General features: G+C 52.3%; 25 protein-coding genes. 10 read left to right on the forward strand and 15 right to left on the reverse strand.

Going from position 1 to position 22,078, the window contains the following annotated elements:
* Positions 1-14: 14 nt before the first annotated feature.
* Positions 15-287, reverse strand: a complete 273-nt coding sequence (locus HV355_RS15365; protein WP_126815853.1) for a helix-turn-helix transcriptional regulator — start codon at positions 285-287, stop codon at positions 15-17.
* 106 nt (positions 288-393) lie between these two features.
* Here HV355_RS15365 and HV355_RS15370 point away from each other — a divergent pair, with 106 nt between their 5' ends.
* The gene (locus HV355_RS15370) at positions 394-618 is read left to right on the forward strand and encodes a helix-turn-helix transcriptional regulator (protein WP_182402546.1); all 225 of its coding nucleotides are present in this window, start codon (positions 394-396) and stop codon (positions 616-618) included.
* A gap of 139 nt (positions 619-757) precedes the next feature.
* Here HV355_RS15370 and HV355_RS15375 read toward each other — a convergent pair whose 3' ends face one another.
* The 3 genes from HV355_RS15375 to HV355_RS15385 are packed head-to-tail and all read right to left on the reverse strand — an operon-like array spanning position 758 to position 2,597.
* Positions 758-1,300: an acireductone dioxygenase gene (locus HV355_RS15375; RefSeq protein ID WP_182402548.1), complete on the reverse strand. Its 543-nt coding sequence runs from the start codon at positions 1,298-1,300 to the stop codon at positions 758-760.
* Positions 1,297-1,986: an acireductone synthase gene (gene mtnC, locus HV355_RS15380; RefSeq protein ID WP_148401336.1), complete on the reverse strand. Its 690-nt coding sequence runs from the start codon at positions 1,984-1,986 to the stop codon at positions 1,297-1,299. Before mtnC ends, HV355_RS15375 begins: the two co-directional genes overlap by 4 nt.
* Positions 1,983-2,597, reverse strand: coding sequence for a methylthioribulose 1-phosphate dehydratase (locus HV355_RS15385; RefSeq protein ID WP_108415841.1), 615 nt, complete (start codon positions 2,595-2,597; stop codon positions 1,983-1,985). Before HV355_RS15385 ends, mtnC begins: the two co-directional genes overlap by 4 nt.
* 122 nt (positions 2,598-2,719) lie before the next feature.
* Between HV355_RS15385 and HV355_RS15390 the strand changes: the two genes are divergently transcribed.
* A complete protein-coding gene (locus tag HV355_RS15390; protein ID WP_182402550.1) occupies positions 2,720-3,880 on the forward strand; it encodes a pyridoxal phosphate-dependent aminotransferase in 1,161 nt (386 codons plus the stop codon).
* Here HV355_RS15390 and HV355_RS15395 read toward each other — a convergent pair whose 3' ends face one another.
* The 3 genes from HV355_RS15395 to HV355_RS15405 all read right to left on the reverse strand — a co-directional run bounded on the left by HV355_RS15395 (position 3,881) and on the right by HV355_RS15405 (position 6,766).
* On the reverse strand, positions 3,881-4,507 hold the full coding sequence (locus HV355_RS15395) for a ParB/RepB/Spo0J family partition protein (RefSeq protein ID WP_108415843.1): 627 nt from the start codon (positions 4,505-4,507) through the stop codon (positions 3,881-3,883). It abuts the gene before it with no gap.
* Positions 4,492-5,715 (reverse strand): phosphoadenosine phosphosulfate reductase, encoded by a 1,224-nt coding sequence (locus HV355_RS15400; protein ID WP_108415844.1) that lies wholly within the window; start codon positions 5,713-5,715, stop codon positions 4,492-4,494. Before HV355_RS15400 ends, HV355_RS15395 begins: the two co-directional genes overlap by 16 nt.
* A 130-nt stretch (positions 5,716-5,845) precedes the next feature.
* Positions 5,846-6,766: a LysR family transcriptional regulator gene (locus HV355_RS15405; RefSeq protein ID WP_108415845.1), complete on the reverse strand. Its 921-nt coding sequence runs from the start codon at positions 6,764-6,766 to the stop codon at positions 5,846-5,848.
* 623 nt (positions 6,767-7,389) lie between these two features.
* Between HV355_RS15405 and ahpC the strand changes: the two genes are divergently transcribed.
* Both ahpC and ahpF read left to right on the forward strand, forming a co-directional pair.
* Positions 7,390-7,953 carry an alkyl hydroperoxide reductase subunit C gene (gene ahpC, locus HV355_RS15410; RefSeq protein WP_008501015.1) on the forward strand — a complete coding sequence of 188 codons (564 nt, stop codon included), beginning with the start codon at positions 7,390-7,392 and terminating at the stop codon, positions 7,951-7,953.
* Positions 7,954-8,140: 187 nt separating this feature from the next.
* The gene (gene ahpF / locus HV355_RS15415; protein ID WP_109081159.1) at positions 8,141-9,706 is read left to right on the forward strand and encodes an alkyl hydroperoxide reductase subunit F; all 1,566 of its coding nucleotides are present in this window, start codon (positions 8,141-8,143) and stop codon (positions 9,704-9,706) included.
* Positions 9,707-9,768: 62 nt separating this feature from the next.
* On the opposite strand, the gene uspG is transcribed toward ahpF, so the two are convergent.
* Positions 9,769-10,197, reverse strand: a complete 429-nt coding sequence (uspG, locus tag HV355_RS15420; protein WP_042715222.1) for a universal stress protein UspG — start codon at positions 10,195-10,197, stop codon at positions 9,769-9,771.
* A 181-nt stretch (positions 10,198-10,378) separates the two neighbouring features.
* Here uspG and HV355_RS15425 point away from each other — a divergent pair, with 181 nt between their 5' ends.
* Positions 10,379-11,617, forward strand: a complete 1,239-nt coding sequence (locus tag HV355_RS15425; protein WP_182402552.1) for a zinc-dependent alcohol dehydrogenase — start codon at positions 10,379-10,381, stop codon at positions 11,615-11,617.
* 228 nt (positions 11,618-11,845) lie between these two features.
* On the opposite strand, the gene rnk is transcribed toward HV355_RS15425, so the two are convergent.
* A complete protein-coding gene (rnk, locus tag HV355_RS15430; protein ID WP_010428502.1) occupies positions 11,846-12,256 on the reverse strand; it encodes a nucleoside diphosphate kinase regulator in 411 nt (136 codons plus the stop codon).
* 249 nt (positions 12,257-12,505) lie between these two features.
* Here rnk and HV355_RS15435 point away from each other — a divergent pair, with 249 nt between their 5' ends.
* The gene (locus tag HV355_RS15435; protein ID WP_120159136.1) at positions 12,506-13,123 is read left to right on the forward strand and encodes a flavin reductase family protein; all 618 of its coding nucleotides are present in this window, start codon (positions 12,506-12,508) and stop codon (positions 13,121-13,123) included.
* Here HV355_RS15435 and rna read toward each other — a convergent pair.
* Entirely contained in the window at positions 13,117-13,926 is an 810-nt protein-coding gene (gene rna, locus HV355_RS15440) for a ribonuclease I (RefSeq protein ID WP_042716444.1), read from the reverse strand. The two genes, HV355_RS15435 and rna, sit on opposite strands and share 7 nt — an antisense overlap.
* 94 nt (positions 13,927-14,020) lie before the next feature.
* The gene (gene dcuC, locus HV355_RS15445; protein WP_182402554.1) at positions 14,021-15,388 is read right to left on the reverse strand and encodes an anaerobic C4-dicarboxylate transporter DcuC; all 1,368 of its coding nucleotides are present in this window, start codon (positions 15,386-15,388) and stop codon (positions 14,021-14,023) included.
* Between the two features lie 717 nt (positions 15,389-16,105).
* Here dcuC and pagP point away from each other — a divergent pair.
* The gene (pagP, locus tag HV355_RS15450) at positions 16,106-16,681 is read left to right on the forward strand and encodes a lipid IV(A) palmitoyltransferase PagP (protein ID WP_346010240.1); all 576 of its coding nucleotides are present in this window, start codon (positions 16,106-16,108) and stop codon (positions 16,679-16,681) included.
* 190 nt (positions 16,682-16,871) lie between these two features.
* A complete protein-coding gene (gene cspE / locus HV355_RS15455; RefSeq protein ID WP_002439184.1) occupies positions 16,872-17,081 on the forward strand; it encodes a transcription antiterminator/RNA stability regulator CspE in 210 nt (69 codons plus the stop codon).
* A gap of 218 nt (positions 17,082-17,299) precedes the next feature.
* Here cspE and crcB read toward each other — a convergent pair whose 3' ends face one another.
* On the reverse strand, positions 17,300-17,683 hold the full coding sequence (crcB, locus tag HV355_RS15460) for a fluoride efflux transporter CrcB (RefSeq protein WP_100165302.1): 384 nt from the start codon (positions 17,681-17,683) through the stop codon (positions 17,300-17,302).
* A 67-nt stretch (positions 17,684-17,750) separates the two neighbouring features.
* On the opposite strand from crcB, the gene HV355_RS15465 reads away from it, so the two are divergent.
* Positions 17,751-18,539, forward strand: coding sequence for a deaminated glutathione amidase (locus HV355_RS15465; RefSeq protein ID WP_182402556.1), 789 nt, complete (start codon positions 17,751-17,753; stop codon positions 18,537-18,539).
* Between the two features lie 126 nt (positions 18,540-18,665).
* Positions 18,666-18,869 carry a twin-arginine translocase subunit TatE gene (tatE, locus tag HV355_RS15470; RefSeq protein ID WP_010428567.1) on the forward strand — a complete coding sequence of 68 codons (204 nt, stop codon included), beginning with the start codon at positions 18,666-18,668 and terminating at the stop codon, positions 18,867-18,869.
* A gap of 81 nt (positions 18,870-18,950) precedes the next feature.
* Here the strand turns inward: tatE and lipA are convergent, their stop codons facing one another.
* From lipA to lipB, 3 genes are all read right to left on the reverse strand, one after another.
* Positions 18,951-19,916 (reverse strand): lipoyl synthase, encoded by a 966-nt coding sequence (gene lipA, locus HV355_RS15475; protein WP_010428570.1) that lies wholly within the window; start codon positions 19,914-19,916, stop codon positions 18,951-18,953.
* Positions 19,917-20,123: 207 nt separating this feature from the next.
* On the reverse strand, positions 20,124-21,077 hold the full coding sequence (locus HV355_RS15480; RefSeq protein ID WP_010428572.1) for a YbeF family transcriptional regulator: 954 nt from the start codon (positions 21,075-21,077) through the stop codon (positions 20,124-20,126).
* Positions 21,078-21,358: 281 nt separating this feature from the next.
* The gene (gene lipB / locus HV355_RS15485; RefSeq protein ID WP_010428573.1) at positions 21,359-22,000 is read right to left on the reverse strand and encodes a lipoyl(octanoyl) transferase LipB; all 642 of its coding nucleotides are present in this window, start codon (positions 21,998-22,000) and stop codon (positions 21,359-21,361) included.
* Between the last annotated feature and the right edge of the window lie 78 nt (positions 22,001-22,078).

The following is a 22,078-nucleotide window of genomic DNA, read 5'->3' on the forward strand; positions in this document are numbered from 1 at the left end:
GGAGAATTCATTGATCAAGTCGAAGATAGATTTCTTTTTTTAGTATTCCTCATCTGACGAAATATTGGCTCTCCCTTTTCATCAAAGTATCTTTCCGGCCATATCACATCGGGCGGAATATCTAGTGCCTGTGCGATAAGCAATTCACCTTTGGGCCATGGTCGGGTAAGCGCGTTTGCGAGTGTGGATGAGGAAAGGCCAGCCTTTCGGGACAACCCAGCCAGGCTTGTTCCATTTTTCTTTAGTGCGGCAATGATATCGGCAGGATGCCAGTTCTGATGACGCATTGTGTCCTCCTTACATATGTTTGTTACTTACTTGATTATCCTGTTTTGGGATAAAACCGCGACGAGAGGATATTCGATTTCAGGATATTTGTATGGGATCGGAACAATGGCCTCAGTTTACTCGGACGAATACCAGCGTGTTATCAATGCGTTGAAGAAAGCGCGTAAGGAGAAGGGGATTACTCAGGCACAGCTTGCTGAGGCTCTGGGTAAACCGCAATCGTTTATTGCTAAAGTGGAAAGTGGTGAACGCAGGTTAGATGTGGTGGAGTTTGTGCATCTGGCGAAGTTGGTTGACGCAGATGTACAGAGGATTATCGCCAGTATTTAATTAATGCCTGAAATAGGAATGACCACCTCAGCCGTATGTTCCCCTCACCCTAACCCTCTCCCCAGAGGGGCGAGGGGATAGCTCAGTGCTCGCATTAATTTGTGGGGATCACTCATCCCACGGGGAGAGGGAGAAAAGATTATGCCAGGCGCGGATACGCATCCGCGATCGCATCACCCGTAAACTGGGCAACCCAGCCTTCCGGATTGTCGAAAATACGAATCGCCGTAAAGTTCGGCTCTGAACCCATATCGAACCAGTGCGGCGTACCCGCGGGCACGGAAATCAGGTCGTTTTTCTCGCAGAGCACCTGATACACCTCATCGCCAATATGCAGGCAGAACAGCCCCGCGCCTTCTACGAAGAAGCGCACTTCGTCTTCGCCGTGGGTGTGTTCGTTCAGGAACTTCGCGCGCAGCGCCTCTTTCTGCGGGTTGTCGGCGCGCAGGCTGATCACGTCCCAGCTCTGGTAACCCTTTTCTGCGACCAGTTTGTCGATCGCATGCTGATACGCCTGGATCACGGCTTCGGGCGCAGGATCCTGGCCTAAATCGCGGTCAGCCGCCCAGCGTTCAAACCGCACGCCTTTGGCGTTGAGCTGTTGGGCAATTTCGGCGGCGTCGGTGCTGTGCCACTGGTGCTGACTGGCGTCTTTATCGGAATAAATGGTCAATGCGCTCATGAAGGGATCTGCTCCGGATTAATCTCGTCAAACTGGTGGACCTGATGGTGATGGCTTGCGCCGTCATCATCGCCGCGAATCAGCTGCAGGGTGCGAAAACCTGCCCGTTCAGCCGCGTCCAGCTCCTGATGGATATCGGACAGGAACAGGATCTGCGACGGGGCGATGCCCGTTTGTGCCGCAATGTTTTGATAAGACTGCACTTCGCGCTTGGCGCCGATGTGGGTATCAAAATAGCCGCTGAACAGATGAGTAATATCACCTTCGTCGCTGTAGCCAAATAACAGTTTCTGCGCGGCGACGGAGCCCGAGGAATAAACATAGAGATCAATCCCTTGCGCTTTCCACTTTTCCAGCGCAGGAAGGACGTCCGGGTAGAGGTGGCCGGTAAAGTCGCCGTTCACGTAGCCGTCGTGCCAGATGATCCCCTGCAGGGCTTTGAGCGCCGTGGATTTGCGATCTTCGTCCATAAAGGCAAACAGGGCATCGATAAGCTCGCTGACGCTGGCGTGCGGGTGACCGATTTCATCACGCAGGTTGTCCAGAATGGATGTGACCGGCTCGGCGTACTGCTGCGCGGTGACGAAGGCCGCCAGCCGCTCACGCGCATAGGGGAACAAAACATCATGGACAAAACGGATATCGCTGGTGGTGCCTTCAATATCCGTCACAATTGCGCGAATCATACTCTCTCCAGTTGTCGTAAACGCATTTCACATTCAAACAGGAATTCCAGTCCTTCCAGATGACGGCGGGCTTCGGCCACGTCGCGTCCCCAGCAGGTTAAGCCATGACCGCGCAGAAGAAAACCATAATTAAGCGGGCGTTCCTGCGCGTAATGGGCGATGCGCGAGGCGAGGGCATCGATGTCCTGGTCGTTATCAAATACCGGGATGGAAACCGTATCCAGATGCGTGGTCTGTCCGGTGAGGGATTTTTGCATCTCAAAGCCGCTAATATTCAGTTCAGCCTCTTTCACCAGGCGCGACAGTACCGTGGCGTTGACCGTGTGCACGTGCAGCACGGCATTGGCCTCCGGGAACAGGCGATAAATAAGGGTGTGTAGCCCCGTTTCGGCTGATGGCTTACGACCAGACGGCGCGCGGTTGGTGGCGATCTCCACCTGCAGAAAATCCTCCGTCGTCAGGCTGCCTTTGTCTTTGCCGGATTCGCTGAGCCAGCACAGGCGTTCGTCCTGACGCACCGACATGTTGCCGCCGGTGGCGGGTGCCCAGCCTTTGGCGCCAATCCAGCGGCAGGCGTCGACCAGATGTGTGAGTTGCAGGTTGTCTGTCATTTCCTTTTACCCTCGCGGCCAGGAATATTCATATGGTTTAGACGTCTAAGCGTCTTGATTGCCAAAGACTAACATCGTGTTATAGTGGCAGCAACATAAGTATTACAAGCAGGCACAGCACAATGAGCAATAACGCATTGATTCCGCAGAGTAAACTCCCCAATCTCGGCACCACCATCTTTACGCAGATGAGCGCCCTGGCGCAGCAGCACAACGCCATTAACCTTTCGCAGGGGTTCCCGGATTTCGACGGTCCGACCTATCTGCAGGAGCGTCTGGCGTACCACGTGGCGCAGGGGGCGAATCAGTATGCGCCAATGACGGGCATGCAGGCGTTGCGTGACGCCATTGCGGATAAAACGGCAGAGCTGTATGGCTATAAGCCCGATGCGAACAGCGAGATCACGGTGACGGCCGGGGCGACCGAAGCGCTGTATGCGGCGATTACCGCGCTGGTGCGTGCGGGCGATGAAGTCATTTGTTTTGATCCGAGCTACGACAGCTACGTGCCAGCCATCGAGCTTTCCGGCGGCGTGGTGAAACGCGTGGCGCTCCAGCCACCGCATTTCCGCCCTGACTGGCAGGCGTTTGCCGCGCTGCTGAGCGATAAAACCCGCCTGGTGATCCTGAATACGCCGCACAACCCGTCGGCGACGGTGTGGCAAAAGGCCGATTTCGCCGCGCTGTGGCAGGCCATTGCCGAACGTGAGATTTATGTCCTGAGCGACGAAGTGTACGAGCACATCTGCTTTGCAGAGGAAGGGCACGCCAGCGTGCTGGCGCATCCGCAGCTTCGCGAGCGGGCAATCGCCGTGTCGTCATTTGGTAAAACCTATCATATGACCGGATGGAAAGTGGGCTATAGCGTGGCACCGGCCGCCATTAGCGCGGAGCTGCGCAAAGTGCACCAGTACCTGACCTTTGCCGTGAATACGCCTGCTCAGCTGGCGCTGGCGGACATGCTGCGTGCGGAACCTGAGCACTATCGCGAGCTGCCGGACTTCTATCGAAAACGCCGGGATCTGTTTGTGAACGCGCTGAGCAAAAGCCGTCTGGAGATTTTACCCTGCGAAGGGACCTACTTCCTGCTGGCCGACTACAGCGCGATTTCCGATCTGGACGACGTGAGCTTTTGCCAGTGGCTCACGAAAGAGGTGGGGGTGGCCGCCATTCCGCTGTCGGTGTTCTGCGCCGATCCCTTCCCGCATAGGCTGATTCGCCTTTGCTTTGCGAAACAGGAATCGACGCTGCTGGCGGCGGCAGAGCGCCTTAACGCGCTCTGATTATTTTACCGTCCAGGCTTCTGAGTAACGACGGTCTGCGAAGAGTTCCAGCAGGCCGTTGATTTGCTTGAGGCGCAACACTTCATCGTTATCCATCCCCAGCTCCTTGCCAATCCTCTCGTCGTTCCAGCCAAGCTGAACCAGTTCACGAACAATCTCTGACATGGCGTTGATCTGGTGCCGTCCGCGCGCGCGGTTATGGCGAATGGTCGCCGCCATGCGGTTATGTTTGTCCTGCCGATCTTCGCGCAGGCAGGTGACGGGCAAGTACCCTTTGAGCTGGCGCTTTAACGACGCCCGGTTAGTGCCAATCTCATGGCGATGAAAACCATCGACAATTTCGTAGTGCTGAGATGGATTTTGCGTCACAACGATAGGTTGCGTGAATCCATCAAGTTCCAGTGATTTGCTTAGTAACCGTTTTTCCGGTGGCGCAACGTTATTGGGGTTGTAGTCGTTGGCGGTGATATCGTCCTGTTTCACCCAGAGCACGCAGTCTATAGGTTGCTCGCTAAACGGGCTGTTTTTGTGTATCGCGACTCGCAGGGCGTTAATGGCGTTTATTCGATCCTCTTCGGGAAGTGACTGCAGGTAGATATCTATTTCGTTGATTATTCGCTGTCGCATAAAATGCCCCACTCCTTGCGTTTTGCCTTCACTCTGTCGCTGTAGCGCTGATAATGTTTGGGTTTATTTGGGCTGAACGAGAGCGCCCGGCACCAGTAGTCGTTATTAAGTAAAACCTTACAAATACGTCGCCACGAGGGAATATCTTTTGCGCCGATGTCACCTTCCTGCGTGTCGGGAATATCGTCCATACCTCTCTTTTGATACCAGTGCAGATACACCGCGATTTTATTGCGGTAATGCTCAGCGGTATTTTGCGGCATGCTGTCGAACAGCAGCATGGCGTATTCGCGCCAGCAAAGATGTTCGGGTTTGAGTATTTTGCGGTGACCATAAAAGTGGTTGTCGTGACCTGCGTAAATTCCCCCGCTGCGTACCCCGCTGACGCGTTCGCACATGGCGGCCCAGCGATCGGGTTCGACCACATGGTAGAGCCAGAGTCCCTGACGCTGCTCGGGACCAAAAGGTTCGCAGATACGCATGTAGCGCGGGGGCACGCCGGCCTGGTACATCAGGTCGTAAAGCGGGTTGTAGCAGCAGCCGGTTTTTGCAAACCAGGTCCAGATATCGGCCGTTTTCCAGTCATAAAGCGGGTAGATATACCAGGCGTGCCCGCCCGGTGCGACCGTCGTCCAGGGTTTGTCATCAGAGAACCGTTGTTTACGCGCTGAAGCGATGGCCAGAAAGCGGTTATAGGATTCATCGGCGCGGATCCCAACCATGACTGCTGCAGGGCGTTTTTGTGCGTACCATTCCGCAAAATCGCGGACGAAGGCTTCGAACGTCATACCCTGCTGATAAAAATCGAAATAGTGTGGATCGGTAATGGCATCTTCTGGCGGTTGACGAACCCAGTGAGTGTCGGGCGCCCAGCATTGCCATTCAGGTTGAAACTGAGACAGGGAGTTCTGGGTGGTTATCGGTAGCGCGACCCACCAGAACTGATTAATGACGTCCTGATAAAGCGCTCGCACTGTTTCAATATGCTTAATGGTTAATGAGAACTGCGCTTCCCAGTCCAAAAATAAGATATCTATTTTTCGTTTTAGCCGCCGTGCCTGCCGGGCGACAAGGTGTAGCATCACGGTAGAATCTTTTCCGCCAGAAAAGGAGACGCACACCTTTGGAAAATTGTTAAGCGTCCAGTCTATGCGTTCTACAGCGGCTTCAAGAACATTTTCCCGTAGTGGGATTTTATAGATCGACATGGTTCATCGCATCCTGCGTGGTAAATGCCTAAATGAAATTCAAGCTTATTATGAAAGTAATTTCCCTTACTTTCACGAAATCATTTTTTTCAATGTGTGATTTTTTTATTTCCCATCCTGGAAATGATTCTTAATCAGAGGGCGCAGCAATACAGAGCTTATGCATTTTTTCAATGAATGTTGAAAAAACGCTGCTGTTCAGTGATGAACGACTGTAGAGCATATAAATATGTATTTCGGGCAGTGTAAACGGGGTCTCAACCCTTTTTAATTTCAACGCCTCTTTATATGTTTCATAGATGGATACGGGAATGAAGCCTAAGAGCTCGGATGAGCTAACCATGGAGATAAGCGAACTGACGGAGTCCGTGCGAAAAGCAATGTTTCGTTCCGGGAAAACCCCATTGGCGCGATTCTGAAACTCTTTAACGCCCGGGTGAGCACTCCGATAAAAGGTGTACTTCTCGCGGTATAACGCCTCGGTACTGGCCTGCTCGCCGATCCTCGGATGGTCTTCTCGGCAGATCAGCACGATAGGCACCGTCGTAAAGAGGGTACACACAACAGAGTGGTTTTTCACCGGTGCAATCGTAAAGATCAGGTCCGCTTTACGGTACGCAAGCAGGTCCTCCGCTGATTCCGGAGAGATAAGCATATCACGTTGTTCTACCTCGTAATCTTCCTCAGACATTAACAGCTTCATCGGTTCGAGCATATAACCGGGCGACACCATTTGAGAGCAGTAAATGACGAAGTTTTTCTTGACCCCAGAGTGATGCATCAGGTTGATCGTTTGCTCAATCTGGTTGAGATTCTGTTCAAGATGGTGGTGCAGGTTGATGCCTACCGTGGTCGGTGTAATCCCCTTACCGGAACGGATAAAAAGGGGGTCATTGAGCTGGTTGCGCAGGCGTTGCAGCGATTGGCTCACGGCAGAAGGCGTGATATAGAGCGTCTCGGCGGCCTTACTGATACTGAGATGTTGGTAAATACATTCGAAAATGACTAACAGATTGAGATCGAATTTTTTAAGCTCATAGAGATTTGCCATTTTTAGTCCTGCGGATGCCGGGTTTGCTGAAGTTATCACATTACTGATAACTATAGATTGAAGTTAACCATTTACAATCTTTGTGGTTCACTGACTTAATTTTATTTTAAAATCATCTTAATATATCACGGCGTCAGATTAATGAAATAGAACTTCAAGAGCGATTAAGATAATTTTATCTTTAAAGTCTGATTGGCTTTTTTGAAGGACAAGCGACATTTATATATGGCGGGAAATTCATAATAAAATTAAATCTATAACCTTCCGAAATTATTTTCGATTTTGCCTATCACAGTCATAGGCAGGAATGCCACTCTTATGGATTGCTCAACGCCGGGACGGATGGTGTAATCAAAGCGCTGTTACCGCCTTGATACTCTAGGTTGTAGAGCGCAACGCAACGCCAGTTTCGGCTGGCACTGAATGTACCTGCGGGGAATTCAGGTATCAGGGCCGCCCGTTGAGGCGGCCTTTTTACTTTCAGGCTTTCCTGTAAAAGGTTCACCTTGTTGTCTTGTCGAGGTTGTAAGGTTTGGCTGATTGATTTGATAAAGCATACGCATTAGCCCCGATGAATAAAGTTGGTTACCTTACATCTCAACGAAAACACGGAGGAAGTACAGATGTCTTTGATTAATACCAAAATTAAACCTTTCAAAAACCAGGCGTTCAAAAACGGTGAGTTCATCGAAGTTACCGAGAAAGATACCGAAGGCCGCTGGAGCGTCTTCTTCTTCTATCCGGCTGACTTTACCTTCGTTTGCCCGACTGAACTGGGTGACGTAGCAGACCATTACGACGAACTGCAGAAGCTGGGCGTAGACGTTTACTCAGTGTCTACCGATACCCACTTCACCCACAAAGCATGGCACAGCAGCTCTGAAACCATCGCAAAAATCAAATACGCGATGATCGGCGACCCGACTGGCGCCCTGACCCGTAACTTCGACAACATGCGTGAAGATGAAGGCCTGGCTGACCGTGCCACCTTCGTTGTTGACCCGCAGGGCATTATCCAGGCTATCGAAGTTACTGCTGAAGGTATCGGCCGTGATGCTTCTGACCTGCTGCGTAAAGTGAAAGCTGCTCAGTACGTGGCTTCTCATCCAGGCGAAGTGTGCCCGGCGAAATGGAAAGAAGGCGAAGCGACGCTGGCTCCATCCCTGGACCTGGTCGGCAAAATCTAAGTCTGTAAAGCCTGGCGGCGCTGCGCTTGCACAGGCCTACAGTATCGTAGGCCGGGTAAACGAAGTGCTACCCGGCAATCAATGGGCGCCCCCGCGCCCATTTCATTCCAGCACCATGATGCAAGTTGCATTCAGGCCGCCCGTATAAGGCAGCTTGCATGATGACGTCTTAAGAGAGGGAAGAACAATGCTCGACACAAACATGAAAACCCAGCTCAAGGCCTACCTTGAGAAACTGACCAAACCCGTTGAGCTGATTGCCACGCTGGATGACAGCGCCAAATCGGCAGAGATCAAGGAACTGCTGGCGGAGATCGCCGAACTGTCGCCGAAAGTAACTTTCAAAGAAGACAACGCGCTGGCCGTTCGTAAGCCCTCTTTCCTGATTACCAACCCAGGCTCCGACCAGGGACCGCGCTTTGCCGGATCTCCGCTGGGTCACGAATTTACCTCACTGGTGCTGGCGCTGCTGTGGACCGGTGGTCATCCGTCAAAAGAAGCGCAGGCGCTGCTGGAGCAGATCCGCGATATCGACGGTGATTTCGAGTTTGAAACCTATTACTCGCTCTCCTGCCACAACTGCCCGGACGTGGTACAGGCGCTGAACCTGATGTCAGTCCTGAACCCGCGCATTAAGCACACGGCGATTGACGGCGGTACCTTCCAGAATGAAATCACCGATCGCAACGTGATGGGCGTTCCGGCGGTCTACATGAACGGTCAGGAGTTTGGCCAGGGCCGTATGACCCTGACGGAAATCGTGGCCAAAGTGGACACCGGCGCAGAAAAACGTGCGGCAGAAGAGCTGAACAAACGCGATGCCTACGACGTGCTGATCGTCGGTTCCGGCCCGGCGGGCGCAGCGGCGGCGGTGTACTCCGCACGTAAAGGGATCCGCACCGGCCTGATGGGCGAACGTTTTGGCGGTCAGGTGCTCGATACCGTGGATATTGAAAACTACATTTCCGTGCCAAAAACGGAAGGTCAGAAACTGGCAGGGGCACTGAAAGCGCACGTCAGCGACTACGACGTGGACGTGATCGACAGCCAGAGCGCCAGCAAGCTGGTTCCGGCAGCGGTCGAGGGTGGTTTACACCAGATTGAAACCGCGTCCGGCGCGGTGCTGAAAGCGCGCAGCATCATCATTGCGACCGGCGCGAAATGGCGCAACATGAACGTGCCGGGTGAAGATCAGTATCGTACTAAAGGCGTAACCTACTGTCCGCACTGCGACGGCCCGCTGTTTAAAGGTAAACGCGTGGCGGTGATCGGCGGTGGTAACTCCGGCGTGGAAGCGGCAATCGACCTGGCGGGGATTGTTGAACACGTTACGCTTCTGGAGTTCGCTCCAGAGATGAAGGCCGATCAGGTTCTGCAGGACAAAGTACGCAGCCTGAAAAACGTCGACATCGTGCTGAACGCGCAGACCACGGAAGTGAAGGGCGACGGCAGCAAAGTGACGGGGCTGGAATACCGCGACCGCGTGAGCGGCGATGTTCACAGCGTTCAGCTTTCGGGGATCTTCGTGCAGATTGGCCTGTTACCAAACACCACCTGGCTGGAAGGCGCGATTGAGCGCAATCGCATGGGCGAGATCATCATCGATGCGAAATGCGAAACCAGCGTGAAGGGCGTGTTTGCGGCGGGCGACTGTACCACCGTGCCGTACAAACAGATCATCATTGCCACCGGCGAAGGTGCGAAGGCGTCTCTGAGTTCGTTTGACTACTTGATTCGCACCAAAACCGCATAATAAAAGAAAGTAAGACGACACCTGCAATAGCAAGAGGCCACCGAAAGGTGGCCTCTGTTTTTTTACCGAACCACCATCACCGGAATGTGGGTGTGGCGGATCACGCTGGAGGCATTCGACCCCAGCAGGTGAGTGGTGATCGACGGATTACGCGAGCCAATCACCACCACGTCGGCTTTCAACTCACCGGCCAGTTCGTTTACGGCATCACGCACGCTGCCAAAACGCACGTGGGTTTTGATGCGCGATGGGTCAATGCTGAAGTGCTCAACCATGGTTTGCAGTCGGGTTTCGGCTTCGTGCTGAAGGTGCTCTTCGAAGCGGCGCACGTCGGCGGCAAAACGATGCAGGCTCAGGCTGGCCGAACCCGGTAATACATGAAGAAGATGAATAATGCCGTCCTGCTGCGCAAGGAACTCCGCGTGGCGAACGGCCTTGTCGCTCAACTCCATCTCAAAAACATCAACCGGCATAATGATTGTCTGATACATACCCGTTTCTCCTTGTTTATAAACGCTGAATTCATTCAAACATAAAATATTATCGCTTTCTGTAATCTGAACAGCACTTTTCTATTCCGCCAGGATAAATCTCAAAACGGCCTGATTTCAGGGCTGACCTTCAGAGGACGCTACCCTTTTAGAAGCTTACTCACATCCTTTCGGAGGTCGCATGAAAGCACTCACGTACCACGGTCCACACCATGTTCGCGTGGATAATGTTCCCGATCCCATCATTGAACAACCTGACGATATCATCCTGCGCGTCACGGCGACGGCGATCTGTGGATCCGATCTGCATCTCTACCGCGGTAAGATCCCGAAGGTCGAGCATGGCGACATTTTTGGTCATGAGTTTATGGGTGAAGTGGTTGAAACCGGCAGGGATGTGAAGAACGTGCAGAAGGGTGAGCGGGTCGTGATCCCCTTCGTGATTGCCTGTGGCGACTGCTTTTTTTGCCGTCTGCAACAGTATGCGGCCTGCGAGAAAACCAACGCCGGGCAGGGCGCGGCGCTGAACAAAAAGCAAATACCTGCCCCTGCCGCACTGTTTGGTTACAGCCACCTTTACGGCGGCGTGCCGGGAGGACAGGCGGAATACGTTCGCGTGCCGAAAGGCAATGTCGGACCGTTCAAGGTGCCGCAACTGTTGTCAGATGACAAAGCGCTGTTCCTCTCGGATATTTTACCCACAGCCTGGCAGGCAGCAAAAAACGCGCAGATTACAAAAGGCTCGAGCGTGGCAGTTTTCGGCGCGGGGCCAGTCGGTTTACTGACCATCGCCTGCGCGCGACTGTTAGGGGCTGAACAGATCTTTGTCATTGACCATCATCCGTACCGGCTGCAGTTTGCTCAGGAACGTTACGGTGCCATTCCCATAAACTTTGATGATGATAACGACGCGGCGGAAAAAATCATTGAGCAGACGGCGGGGCAGCGCGGCGTGGATGCGGTGATTGACGCGGTCGGGTTTGAAGCCAAGGGCAGCACCACGGAAACCCTCCTCAGTAATCTCAAGATTGAAGGAAGCAGCGGCAAAGCGCTACGCCAGTGTATCGCGGCCGTACGACGTGGCGGGGTGGTGAGCGTGCCGGGCGTCTATGCCGGGTTTATTCATGGGTTCTTATTTGGCGACGCATTTGATAAAGGGATCAGCTTTAAGATGGGGCAGACACACGTTCATGCCTGGCTGGGCGAACTGCTGCCGCTGATTGAAAAAGGGCTGCTGACGCCGGAGGAGATCGTCACGCATTATTTGCCTCTGGCCGACGCTGAACGTGCGTACAAGATTTTTGAGAAACGGGAAGAGGCATGTCGCAAAGTCATTCTGGTTCCCGGCGCGGAAAGCCCCGAGGCGGCGGAGCAGCAGGTTAAGGGGCTGGTTAACGCTTTCCCCGGCGGGGTAGTGTGAGCGTAGTCGTTTACCAGTGGCGCTCAAGATACAGCACGGCCATGACGATAATCGCCAAAAAAATGAGAAAAATAAGTGTGATAGCCAGTATCTCACTCATAACCGTCCCCGCGGCAACAAAACAGATTAAGCGTGGATTAAGGTGATTTTGAGCGATATAGGACAATCGGGTGAAATGACGAAAAGAGGATGCAAGAGCATCCTCTTTGCAGGGCGGAAAGCGCGGGATTAACGGAGGTAATCGCCTGCGGCTTCTGGCTGGTAGAGCAGCTCAAGCACTTCCAGATGCGTCGACGCGCCACCCGGTAGTTCCCAGTGAATGGTATCACCTGTGCGCAACCCAAGCAGGGCCGCACCCACAGGTGCCAGTACGGAAAGCTGTGTGCTGCTGTCGGTCATTTGCGTCGGATAGACCAGCGTGCGGGTCAACTCTTCGCCCGTCGTCAGGTTACGAAATTTCACCTGGCTGTTCATGGTAACTACATCCTGAGGCATGGTCTCAGGCGTACACATCTGCGCCCGGTCAAGCTCCTCGTTCAGCGCATCGGCTACCGGGAGAGAAGCGAATTCGGGTTTCTCCAGAAGACGGTCAATACGTTCTGCGTCGAGCTCATTAATGATAATTGTGGGTCTGGACATTTTTTACTCCATGTCGTTAATACTGCGTGTAACGCAGAAACCAATCCAAAAGAAAACCCTCGCCGTCTGGCAGCGAGGGTTTAACTCTCCCGATGATACTGGCTGAGCGTGCAAGTTTGAAGTGATGAAGGTCACATTCATGGTCCATATGAATTTTCGCTGAAATTTATTCAGTCTTCATTCCGGGCGGAATACGTTACGCTGAGTCTCCTGAACCTGGGCGTTGCGCCCCATAAATGAGAGAGAACGATGTACTTCTACCAACCGTCTCAGGGTCACGGCCTGCCGCACGATCCGCTGAACGCCATTATTGGCCCGCGCCCGATTGGCTGGATCTCGTCCTGCGACACGAACGGCCTGCTTAACCTCGCGCCGTACAGCTTCTTTAACTGTTTCAACTATCGGCCACCGATCATTGGTTTTTCCAGCAACGGCTGGAAAGACAGCGTGCGCAATATTCATGAAACGGGCGAGTTTGTCTGGAACCTGGCCACGCGCGATCTGGCTGCTGCGATGAACAAAACCTCGGCCATGCTCCCCCATGATGAAGATGAGTTTTCCTTTGCCGGACTCACGCCCGTCGCCAGCCAGCTGGTGAAAGCGCCGCGCGTGGCAGAAAGCCCGGTAAATTTTGAGTGCCGCCTGTCGCAGTGCATCCAGCTGACCGGCGCAGACGGTACGCCGGTGGACACCTGGCTGGTATTGGGAGAAGTGGTCGGTATTCATATTGCTGATACGCTGCTGGAAGAGGGGATTTATCAGACCGCAAAAGCGCAGCCCATCCTGCGTGCGGGTGGGCCGACGGCGTATTACGGCATCAGCGATGAACACCGGTTCGATATGGTACGTCCGGGCGCGGGTCAGTAACCGGCTTTATCAATAACGAACTGTTTGCCGCAGTTGCCTGGATGCGGTTGCGGCGCAAAAGAGGCCGACGAGAGAGGGGCATTAATGGTGTCGGCTTTCAGGGAGATCTGCATCTCGGTCAGATAAGCCGGATTGCCGTTACAGGTAAGCTTAATGGCTTTGACGTTCTGTTTGCCCCAGCTTTTCGCGACGGCATTATCAAAGTCACGGCGGCTGACGGTCTTGCCGTAGTTATCCGCCAGAAATTTACCGACTGCGCTGGTTTTAACATCCTGATTTAAACGCACCATGGTGCCGAAGTAAGCGTCGGGATCAAAACCAAAGCAGACGCCATGTTTGGCATATTCGTAACGTTCCAGGCAGGAGTTCCCGCCCGCGCCGGGCATCACGCTGTTAAGCTTTGCGGCGCCTGAAAGTGACAGCCCGGTTTCTGCGGCAGAACATTTACGGCTTGCTTTTGCTTCAGGCATGTTCGGGACGGGGCGGGTGGCACAGCCAAAGCGCATCCAGCGGCGTTCATCTACCCCGCGTGACGCGATGGATTTTGGCAGGCCAGGCCATAAGCCGTGCACGGTCAGGAAATCAGTTTTGCTGGCGCTCTCTTTTTGCAGGCGACATTCATCGGGTTCATTGCGATTGCGTTCGACCATGCTCTGACAGAATCCGGTTTGCCAGGAGAGCGCCAGAACGTAGCGATCGAAATCGCCATATTGCGTTGCCTTGAGGGGTTCTGCTTGTGCGGAGAGGACACAAAGGGCAAGCGCCATAGCGCCAGATGGGATAGCGATATCCTTACTGAACATTTGATTTCCTGATCGATTGAGTGCAATTAATTTCTGGAAATTATTAAAGCACAAAAAGCGCCCGCAGGCGCTTTTTGGTTATCAGGAATTTCGCTTAGGCAGCGCCGGGAACCAGCACTTCAGTGGCGATGATCACGATGATCAGGCCAACCAGTACGGGTACTGACGTCCGTTTCACGACCTCAAACGGCGAGATTTTTGCCATACCGGCGACGGCAACCACCACACCCGATACCGGAGAGATGGTACGGCCCAGGTTTGAGGCCTGAAGCATCGGGATGGAAAGGTAAGCCGGGTTAATGCCAGAAGAGTGAGCCAGTTTCGGGATCATCTCAACGAAGGCATAAAACGGTGCGTTACCGGAACCCGTGGTCATTGCCGCCAGCATGGTGAGGATCACCAGGACCAGCATCAGGATAATGCTGGCAGAGCCGAACGAGGTGGCGATGGAGATCAGGCTCTGAATAAAGCCAATGGTGCTGAGACCCTGGGCAAACACGCCCGCGGCAACCAGCAGCATCACGACGCCAGCAAACGCATCCGCCATCCCGCGATAGGCTACTTCCAGTCCTGAGAACACCTTCTGCGTGTTAAAGCCGCGCACAAATTCCAGCAAGGCAGCCAGCAGCATACAGATCACCAGAATGGTGATGATGTGCAGCTGTGAACCCCATTTGCCGTCAAAAATCAGTACCCCGATAATCGGGGTGAACGGCAGAATGGCGTAAAACGCGGGCGCAGTGGTGGTGATTTCACTCACGTCCAGCATTTCATGGCTGATGTTCTCTTTCTTATCGAGATAGCGCTGCCAGAAGAAGTGGGCGATGCCCATACCCGCGATGGCAACAATGGAGATGGGCAGCGTGGTCTTAAAGGCGAAATCGATGAGTGACATCTCCGCCGCCTTTGCCGCCAGCACAACGTCGCCGGAGGTTGGGGAGAGAATAATGGCTGCCGGAGAGGCACAAATTGCCGCGGCCGCGCCACGGCTGATACCGACGTTGACCATAACCGGGAACAGGGTTGCCATTAACAGTACGCCAAGGCCGGTTGCAGACGACACCGCAAGGGACATCAGGCAGGCGAGGAAATAGGCTGCGACCATAAGCAAATAGGGGGAGTTGATGTACTGCAGTGGTTTCGACGCCAGTTTGACCACCATATCGTTTGCGCCGATATGGGTCATATAGGCGGCAAAACCGCACAGCATCATAATCATCATGCCCAGGTCGCCACCGCGGCTCATGAGCAGAATTTTTATATATTCAACAATGTCGGTGGCCGTGTAGCCGGTGCTGGCTGCGCTGGCAGGTAACACCTGATGACCCATTAGCGCGCTAACAATCAGCAGGGTTAAGCCGCCGACGAATAACACGCCTGTGGCTGAGTACCCTTTAATGATGTAGCGGGCTACACCGACAATGACGACGACTCCGATAAGGAGTTCGATAAACGTAAGCATGATTTCCCCTGTCTCCTTGCTACCCGAGAGCACAAATAATCAATAAAAAAGAAGGATGAGAATGTGCCGAATAATTGCTCAGTCCTTGCTGATTAAAATCAATAAAAAGACTACTAAAGAAGGCATTGACGCTATTTTTGCCATCACTCCGGCATTTATGTCATATGGGTATTGACCGCCGGATACACCATTATATGTCATTTAGCGCACGACAGGTCGGGAACGTGCGGGGCGCTGAAGCCTGTCTCTTCTGTGCACCTGGCAGCCTTTTCCCATAAGCCATATGATGCGTGTGGTTCAAAATCCTTTATTCTTCTCCGGGTATATTATTATTTTGGCGCAACGTATAAATATCTTTCACATACTATGTAAATTTAAAAAGACTTTGTGGGTTGTATTGAAATTTATATTTTATTGTGCGAATTAATTGTCTTTAATATAGCGTCATTGGCCTTCAGGTTTTGTGGCTGAATATAGTAGTTATGAGGTAGAAGTGCTACGAATATGGACAAAGGTGAGAACGGTTGGCGGGCTTACTGACGAGTGCTAAGGGCGGCGGCAGAGCCCGGCAGGGCTGGAGTGCATCTTCTCATCCTTTTTCTAAGAATATTCTCGGATTTAGGGCCATTAATTAGGAATAACGCTGATGTTGTTAAGGATTCATTCAACTATTCTATGGTAAACTTTGCCTTGAATACTAAGAATGGTAATTGCATTGTGATGGTACGTAATAAATTTTTCCTGATTTTATTGTTTATTTTTGGGCAGTTAACTTTCTCTTCTGTCGCCAGGGCAGAGGATAACGCGGCGGATGAAGGTTGGTTCTCAACGTTTACGGATAACGTCGCGCAAACCTGGAAGGAGCCAGAACATTACGATCTCTATATTCCGGCGATAACGTGGCATGCACGTTTTGCCTATGACAAAGAAAAAACGGACCGCTACAACGAACGTCCCTGGGGGGCGGGTTTTGGTCAGTCCCGTTGGGACGACAAAGGAAACTGGCACGGACTGTACCTGATGGCGTTTAAGGACTCCTACAACAAGTGGGAGCCGATTGGCGGTTACGGCTGGGAGAAAACGTGGCGTCCATTAGCGGATGACAACTTCCATCTTGGCCTGGGCTACACGGCAGGCTTTACGGCGCGTGATAACTGGAAATACATTCCGGTCCCGGTCTTGTTGCCGTTGGCATCCATTGGCTATGGTCCCGCGACGTTCCAGATGACCTACATCCCGGGAACCTATAACAACGGAAACGTTTACTTTGCCTGGATGCGTTTTCAGTTTTAACTGACAAAACGTTACAAACTGGCGAAAAAGTGCACTCTCGTTGAATCGTAAAGGATAAAAATCCGTCAGCGAAAATTAACGCGACTTTTGTCACTTTTTAGCAAAGATCCGCTGGACAAAAGGTTCCACAATTGATGTACTGATACCCGACACAGCATTTGTGTCGTTTTTTAATGTAAAGGTAATTTTGATGTCTAAGATTAAAGGTAACGTTAAGTGGTTTAATGAGTCCAAAGGATTCGGTTTCATTACTCCTGAAGATGGCAGCAAAGATGTGTTCGTACACTTCTCTGCAATCCAGTCTAATGGTTTCAAAACCCTGGCTGAAGGTCAGCGTGTTGAGTTTGAAATCACTAACGGTGCCAAAGGCCCTTCTGCTGCTAACGTAATCGCTCTGTAATTCAGACGCGTCAGCAAGAATTTCAAAACCCGCTCTTTGAGCGGGTTTTTTTCGTTCTGAATCAACCAATCAGATACATTTTCAGGAAGCTGGCGACGATTGCCACGCTCAGCAAAACCATTCCTGCGCTCATCAACTGTTCTTTCATACTGTCACCCTCGCTCCGTATTACGTCCAGAGTGGCAGAGAAAAATTAAGCCAACATTAACGTCGGGCGATTAATGCGCGCTGGCGGAAGAAAAGAGCCAAAATGCGATCCCGGTCATCGCAAATGAACCGAGCATATTGATGGCGATGTTCGTTAATGCCCAGCCAATGCGACCTTCCTGAAACAGGAACACCACTTCAGCAGAGAAGGTGGAGAACGTCGTTAAACCGCCGCAGAAGCCGGTGGTAATCAATACCTTCCACACCGGGTCGATATGTGTCATGCGGTTAAACCAGGCTAGCCCCATACCGATAATAAAGGCACCAATCAGGTTTGCTGCCAGGGTTCCCATGGGAATGGCCTGATGAAGAGGGTTAAACCGCATACTCAAAAACCACCGCGCAACGCTACCCGTGCCTCCGCCAATAAAAACGGCTATAAGTAGTTGTAACACTGTCAATACCTGCTATTGGATGTGTAAGTACGTCGAGTGTAACGCTGTTTTTGACCGGGGGACAAATATGTATGTTGCGGTAGGGCAGTTTGCGGTAACGCCGGACTGGAATGAGAATGCGGGAACGTGCGTCTCCCTGATGGCCCAGGCGCGACAGAAGGGGGCATCCTTGCTGGTGCTTCCCGAAGCGCTGCTGGCACGGGATGATAACGATCCTGATATGTCGGTTAAGTCGGCGCAGTCGCTGGACGGGGCGTTTTTACAGCAGCTGCTGGCAGAGAGCGCTGGCAATCTCATGACGACCATTTTTACGGTGCATGTCCCTTCTGCGCCGGGCCGGGCAGTGAATACGCTTGTAGCTATCCGTGGCGGCGAGATTATTGCACGCTACGCTAAGCTTCATCTCTATGATGCGTTCAACATTCAGGAGTCGCGACTTGTCGATCCTGGCGACAGCGTTTCACCCCTGCTGGATGTCGATGGATTTAACGTGGGATTAATGACCTGCTACGATCTGCGTTTTCCAGAAATGGCACTGAATCTGGCTTTACAGGGTGCCGACGTCCTGGTATTGCCAGCGGCCTGGGTTAAAGGGCCCTTAAAAGAGCACCACTGGGCGACGCTGTTGGCCGCAAGGGCGCTTGATACCACCTGCTACGTGGTCGCTTCAGGGGAGTGTGGGAATAAGAATATTGGACAGAGCAGGGTTATCGATCCGTTGGGTGTGGCCATCGCCTCAGCAGCCGAAGCGCCAGCGCTTTTAATGACGGAGATACTATCAGAGCGAATTGCGCTTGCACGTCGGAAGTTACCCGTTCTTCGCAATCGACGGTTTGCGCCACCGCAATTATTGTGATGTTTTTTTCAACAATGCTTGATTCACCTTGTTACAGATTGCTATTGTGTGCGCGCGTCAAATGTCCGTTAATACGATTGGGTTTTTGGCGCTTAATGCAGCCTGTTTTATGTAAAGAAGGTATCTATGGGTGAGATTAGTATTACCAAACTGCTGGTGGTTGCCGCACTGGTCGTCCTGCTGTTTGGTACCAAGAAGTTACGCACGTTGGGTGGAGACCTGGGTGCTGCCATTAAAGGCTTTAAGAAAGCGATGAATGACGATGACGCGGCCGCGAAGAAAAGCGCCGAAGATAGTGTTCCTGCAGAGAAGCTTTCGCACAAAGAGTAATGGCAATCCTGCAAGGCTTGCATAAAAAAACCGGCTCATGAGGCCGGTTTTTTTGTGTTTCTGTAAAAAGATATTACAGGTTTATTTTACTTCTTCGCCTTTCGCCTGCATATCGGCGTGGTAGGAAGAGCGAACAAACGGGCCACAGGCTGCATGGGTAAAGCCCATCGCCATGGCTTCGGCTTTCATCTCATCGAACTCATCAGGGCTAACATAGCGCTGTACCGGCAGATGGTGACGGCTTGGCTGCAGATACTGCCCCAGCGTCAGCATAGTGACACCGTGGCGGCGCAGATCGCGCATCACTTCGATGATTTCTGCATTGGTTTCACCGAGACCCACCATCAGGCCGGACTTGGTCGGAATATGCGGATGCGCTTCTTTAAAACGCTCCAGCAATTTCAGAGACCAGTTGTAGTCTGCGCCTGGACGCACCTGACGGTAAATACGCGGCACGTTTTCCAGGTTGTGGTTGAATACGTCTGGTGGGGTGGCGGTCAGGATATCCAGCGCGCGGTCCATACGTCCACGGAAATCGGGAACCAGCGTCTCAATCTTGATGCTTGGGCTTTTCTCACGGATGGCAGTAATGCAGTCTGCAAAGTGCTGTGCACCACCATCACGCAGGTCATCACGGTCAACCGAGGTGATAACGACATAACGTAACGCCATGTCGGCGATGGTTTGCGCCAGTTTCTGCGGCTCGTTCACATCTGGCGCAACAGGGCGGCCATGAGCAACGTCGCAGAACGGGCAGCGGCGGGTACAGATAGCACCCAAAATCATAAATGTCGCGGTACCGTGATTGAAACATTCAGCAAGGTTAGGGCAGGAGGCTTCTTCACACACGGAGTGAAGGCCATTTTTGCGCATCGCCGCTTTGATCCCCTGGATACGCGAAGAGTCCGCCGGCAGTTTGATTTTCATCCACTCCGGTTTTCTTAACAGCGCTTCGCGCTCTGTAGCCACGTTTTTAACCGGGATAAGGGCCATTTTATCGGCATCGCGGTATTTAACACCGCGTTCCATCACAATGGGTTTACTCATAGCGTGCGTGTTCCAGTTGCGAATATCGAAGGAAAGCGTTTCAATTCAAGGGAATGTTGCATTTATCAACTATTTTTGAACGAACGACAGGCAGTATATCATTGAAACGGTCGGTAAAGCAGCCTGCCAGGTCGCCAATTTGTAAAATAGTTGTTGTTTTGTGCGTTTTGCCCCGCATACAGCAGGGGCTTGTGCTGCCAGGCGGGTTCAGAAGGCCTGGCGGATAACGTTGATGACGTTTTCCAGTACCGGATCGCGCAGGCTTAGCTTGTTGTAATGCAGCGAAATTTCAAGCGTTTCGTCATTTAACTGATCGAGCGGAATGCTCTCCAGCGGCCAGCATTTGCGCAGCAGGTTAAAGAGGCGCAGAGGCATTACGCACAGCATGTCGCTACTGCCAATCAGGGATGCAACGGTAAACATATTGTAACTGCTGAAGCTCACCTGGCGCTCCGGGAAGAGTTCATCAATGCGCTGCCGTAGCGGGTTGGATCCCTGGCCTTCTGCCATAAAAGAGGAATGCTCGTAGGCACGCAGGTTTTCTAGCGTCAAAGGCGCATTGAACGCGGGATGATGCTGACGGCATACCAGGATCAGGCTGTCGGCGTACAGGACATGCTGGCCTAAAGCCCTTGCACTGAAATTATTGCTGTCAATGATCAGGTCGGTCTGGAACTGCGCCAGCTGGGTTTCAGGATCATTCACGGTGACGTTGCGGATCAACAGCTGCGGCGCATGTTGCTTTATTGTCTTGTAGATAGCAGGCATCACCAGCACGCCCAATGATGGAGAGGTGCCAATAGTGATGGTTCTGTGTTTATCGTAGCTGCCCGTGAGGTCCAGCGCGCCGAGAATCGATTCCAGCCCCTGGCTAATGTATTCATGCAGATGTGTGGCATAAGCCGTAGGGGTTACGCCCTGGCCCTTACGTATAAATAACGGATCCGGGAAAATTGCGCGCAGCTTTTGAATTGACTGGCTAATTGCTGAGGGGGTCAGATTAAGAATTTTCGCAGCGTTAACGATACCCTTATGGACATAAACTGCCTCAAAAATAGTCAACAAGTTGAGATCAATATTACGTAAAGTCCGAAAAATTTGTGGCTTATCTTCACCGCCGGGTTCATTCAGGCGTTTGGCTGGTAAATTAGTAGACTCCACGCTTTCACTCCGTATCCATTCACAATATGAATGATAGTTGAATTTATTTATTATGCTTGCAGAGATTCGTAAAGTGTTTCACATGTTTAACGAAAACAGACAGTTGGGTGATTGTCACGCAAGTAATATGGGATCCGCAGGCGGCACTATCAAATTGATGAATAATATGTATCGCTAATATGCGGGCGCTTCGAAAATATAGAATCTGCTGATTGTTGTAAAGCGTAAATGCGGGAAATAGCCGTGGCCCGTCAAATAATCGAGCCACTAGCAAGCATATATTAAGCAGGGATATATTCGTGAGGAGGATTGTTAAGCAGTGCTAAAAAGTTCTTCAAAAGTACAGGACGAATAATATCCGGGGTGGCGGTGGCTACCCACTGGCACATTTGCGTCATCTCCATACCCGCATAGCCGCACGGATTGATGCGCAGGAAGGGGGCGAGATCCATATTGATATTGAGCGCCAGCCCATGGAAGGAACAGCCTTTACGAATGCGCAGACCCAGCGAACAGATCTTCATCTCTCCCACATATACGCCCGGCGCATCCGCACGCGGATGGGCATCAATGCCGTATTCTGCGAGGGTGTTTACGACGGTTTGCTCCAGCAAGGTGACAAGTTCACGGACACCCAACTTTCTGCGCTTCAGGTTGAGCAACACGTACATCACCTGCTGACCCGGACCATGATAGGTGACCTGCCCACCGCGATCGCTTTGGATCACCGGGATATCCCCTGTCATCAACAGATGTTCGGCTTTTCCTGCCTGCCCCTGGGTAAACACAGGAAGGTGTTCAACTAACCAGATTTCATCGGGTGTGGTTTCATCGCGTGAATCAGTGAAGTCATGCATAGCCTGGGAGACAGGCTCGTAAGGTTGAAGCCCGAGATGGCGGACAAGAATGTTATCCTGGTACAAAACGACGTCTCCGAAGACGGGGAGAAAAGGGTGCGGAAAGTATATCACAGCAGGGAGAGGGGTTACCCGGCAAACCGG

The sequence above is a fragment of the Enterobacter sp. RHBSTW-01064 genome (assembly GCF_014103035.1).
Taxonomy (GTDB): domain Bacteria; phylum Pseudomonadota; class Gammaproteobacteria; order Enterobacterales; family Enterobacteriaceae; genus Enterobacter; species Enterobacter mori.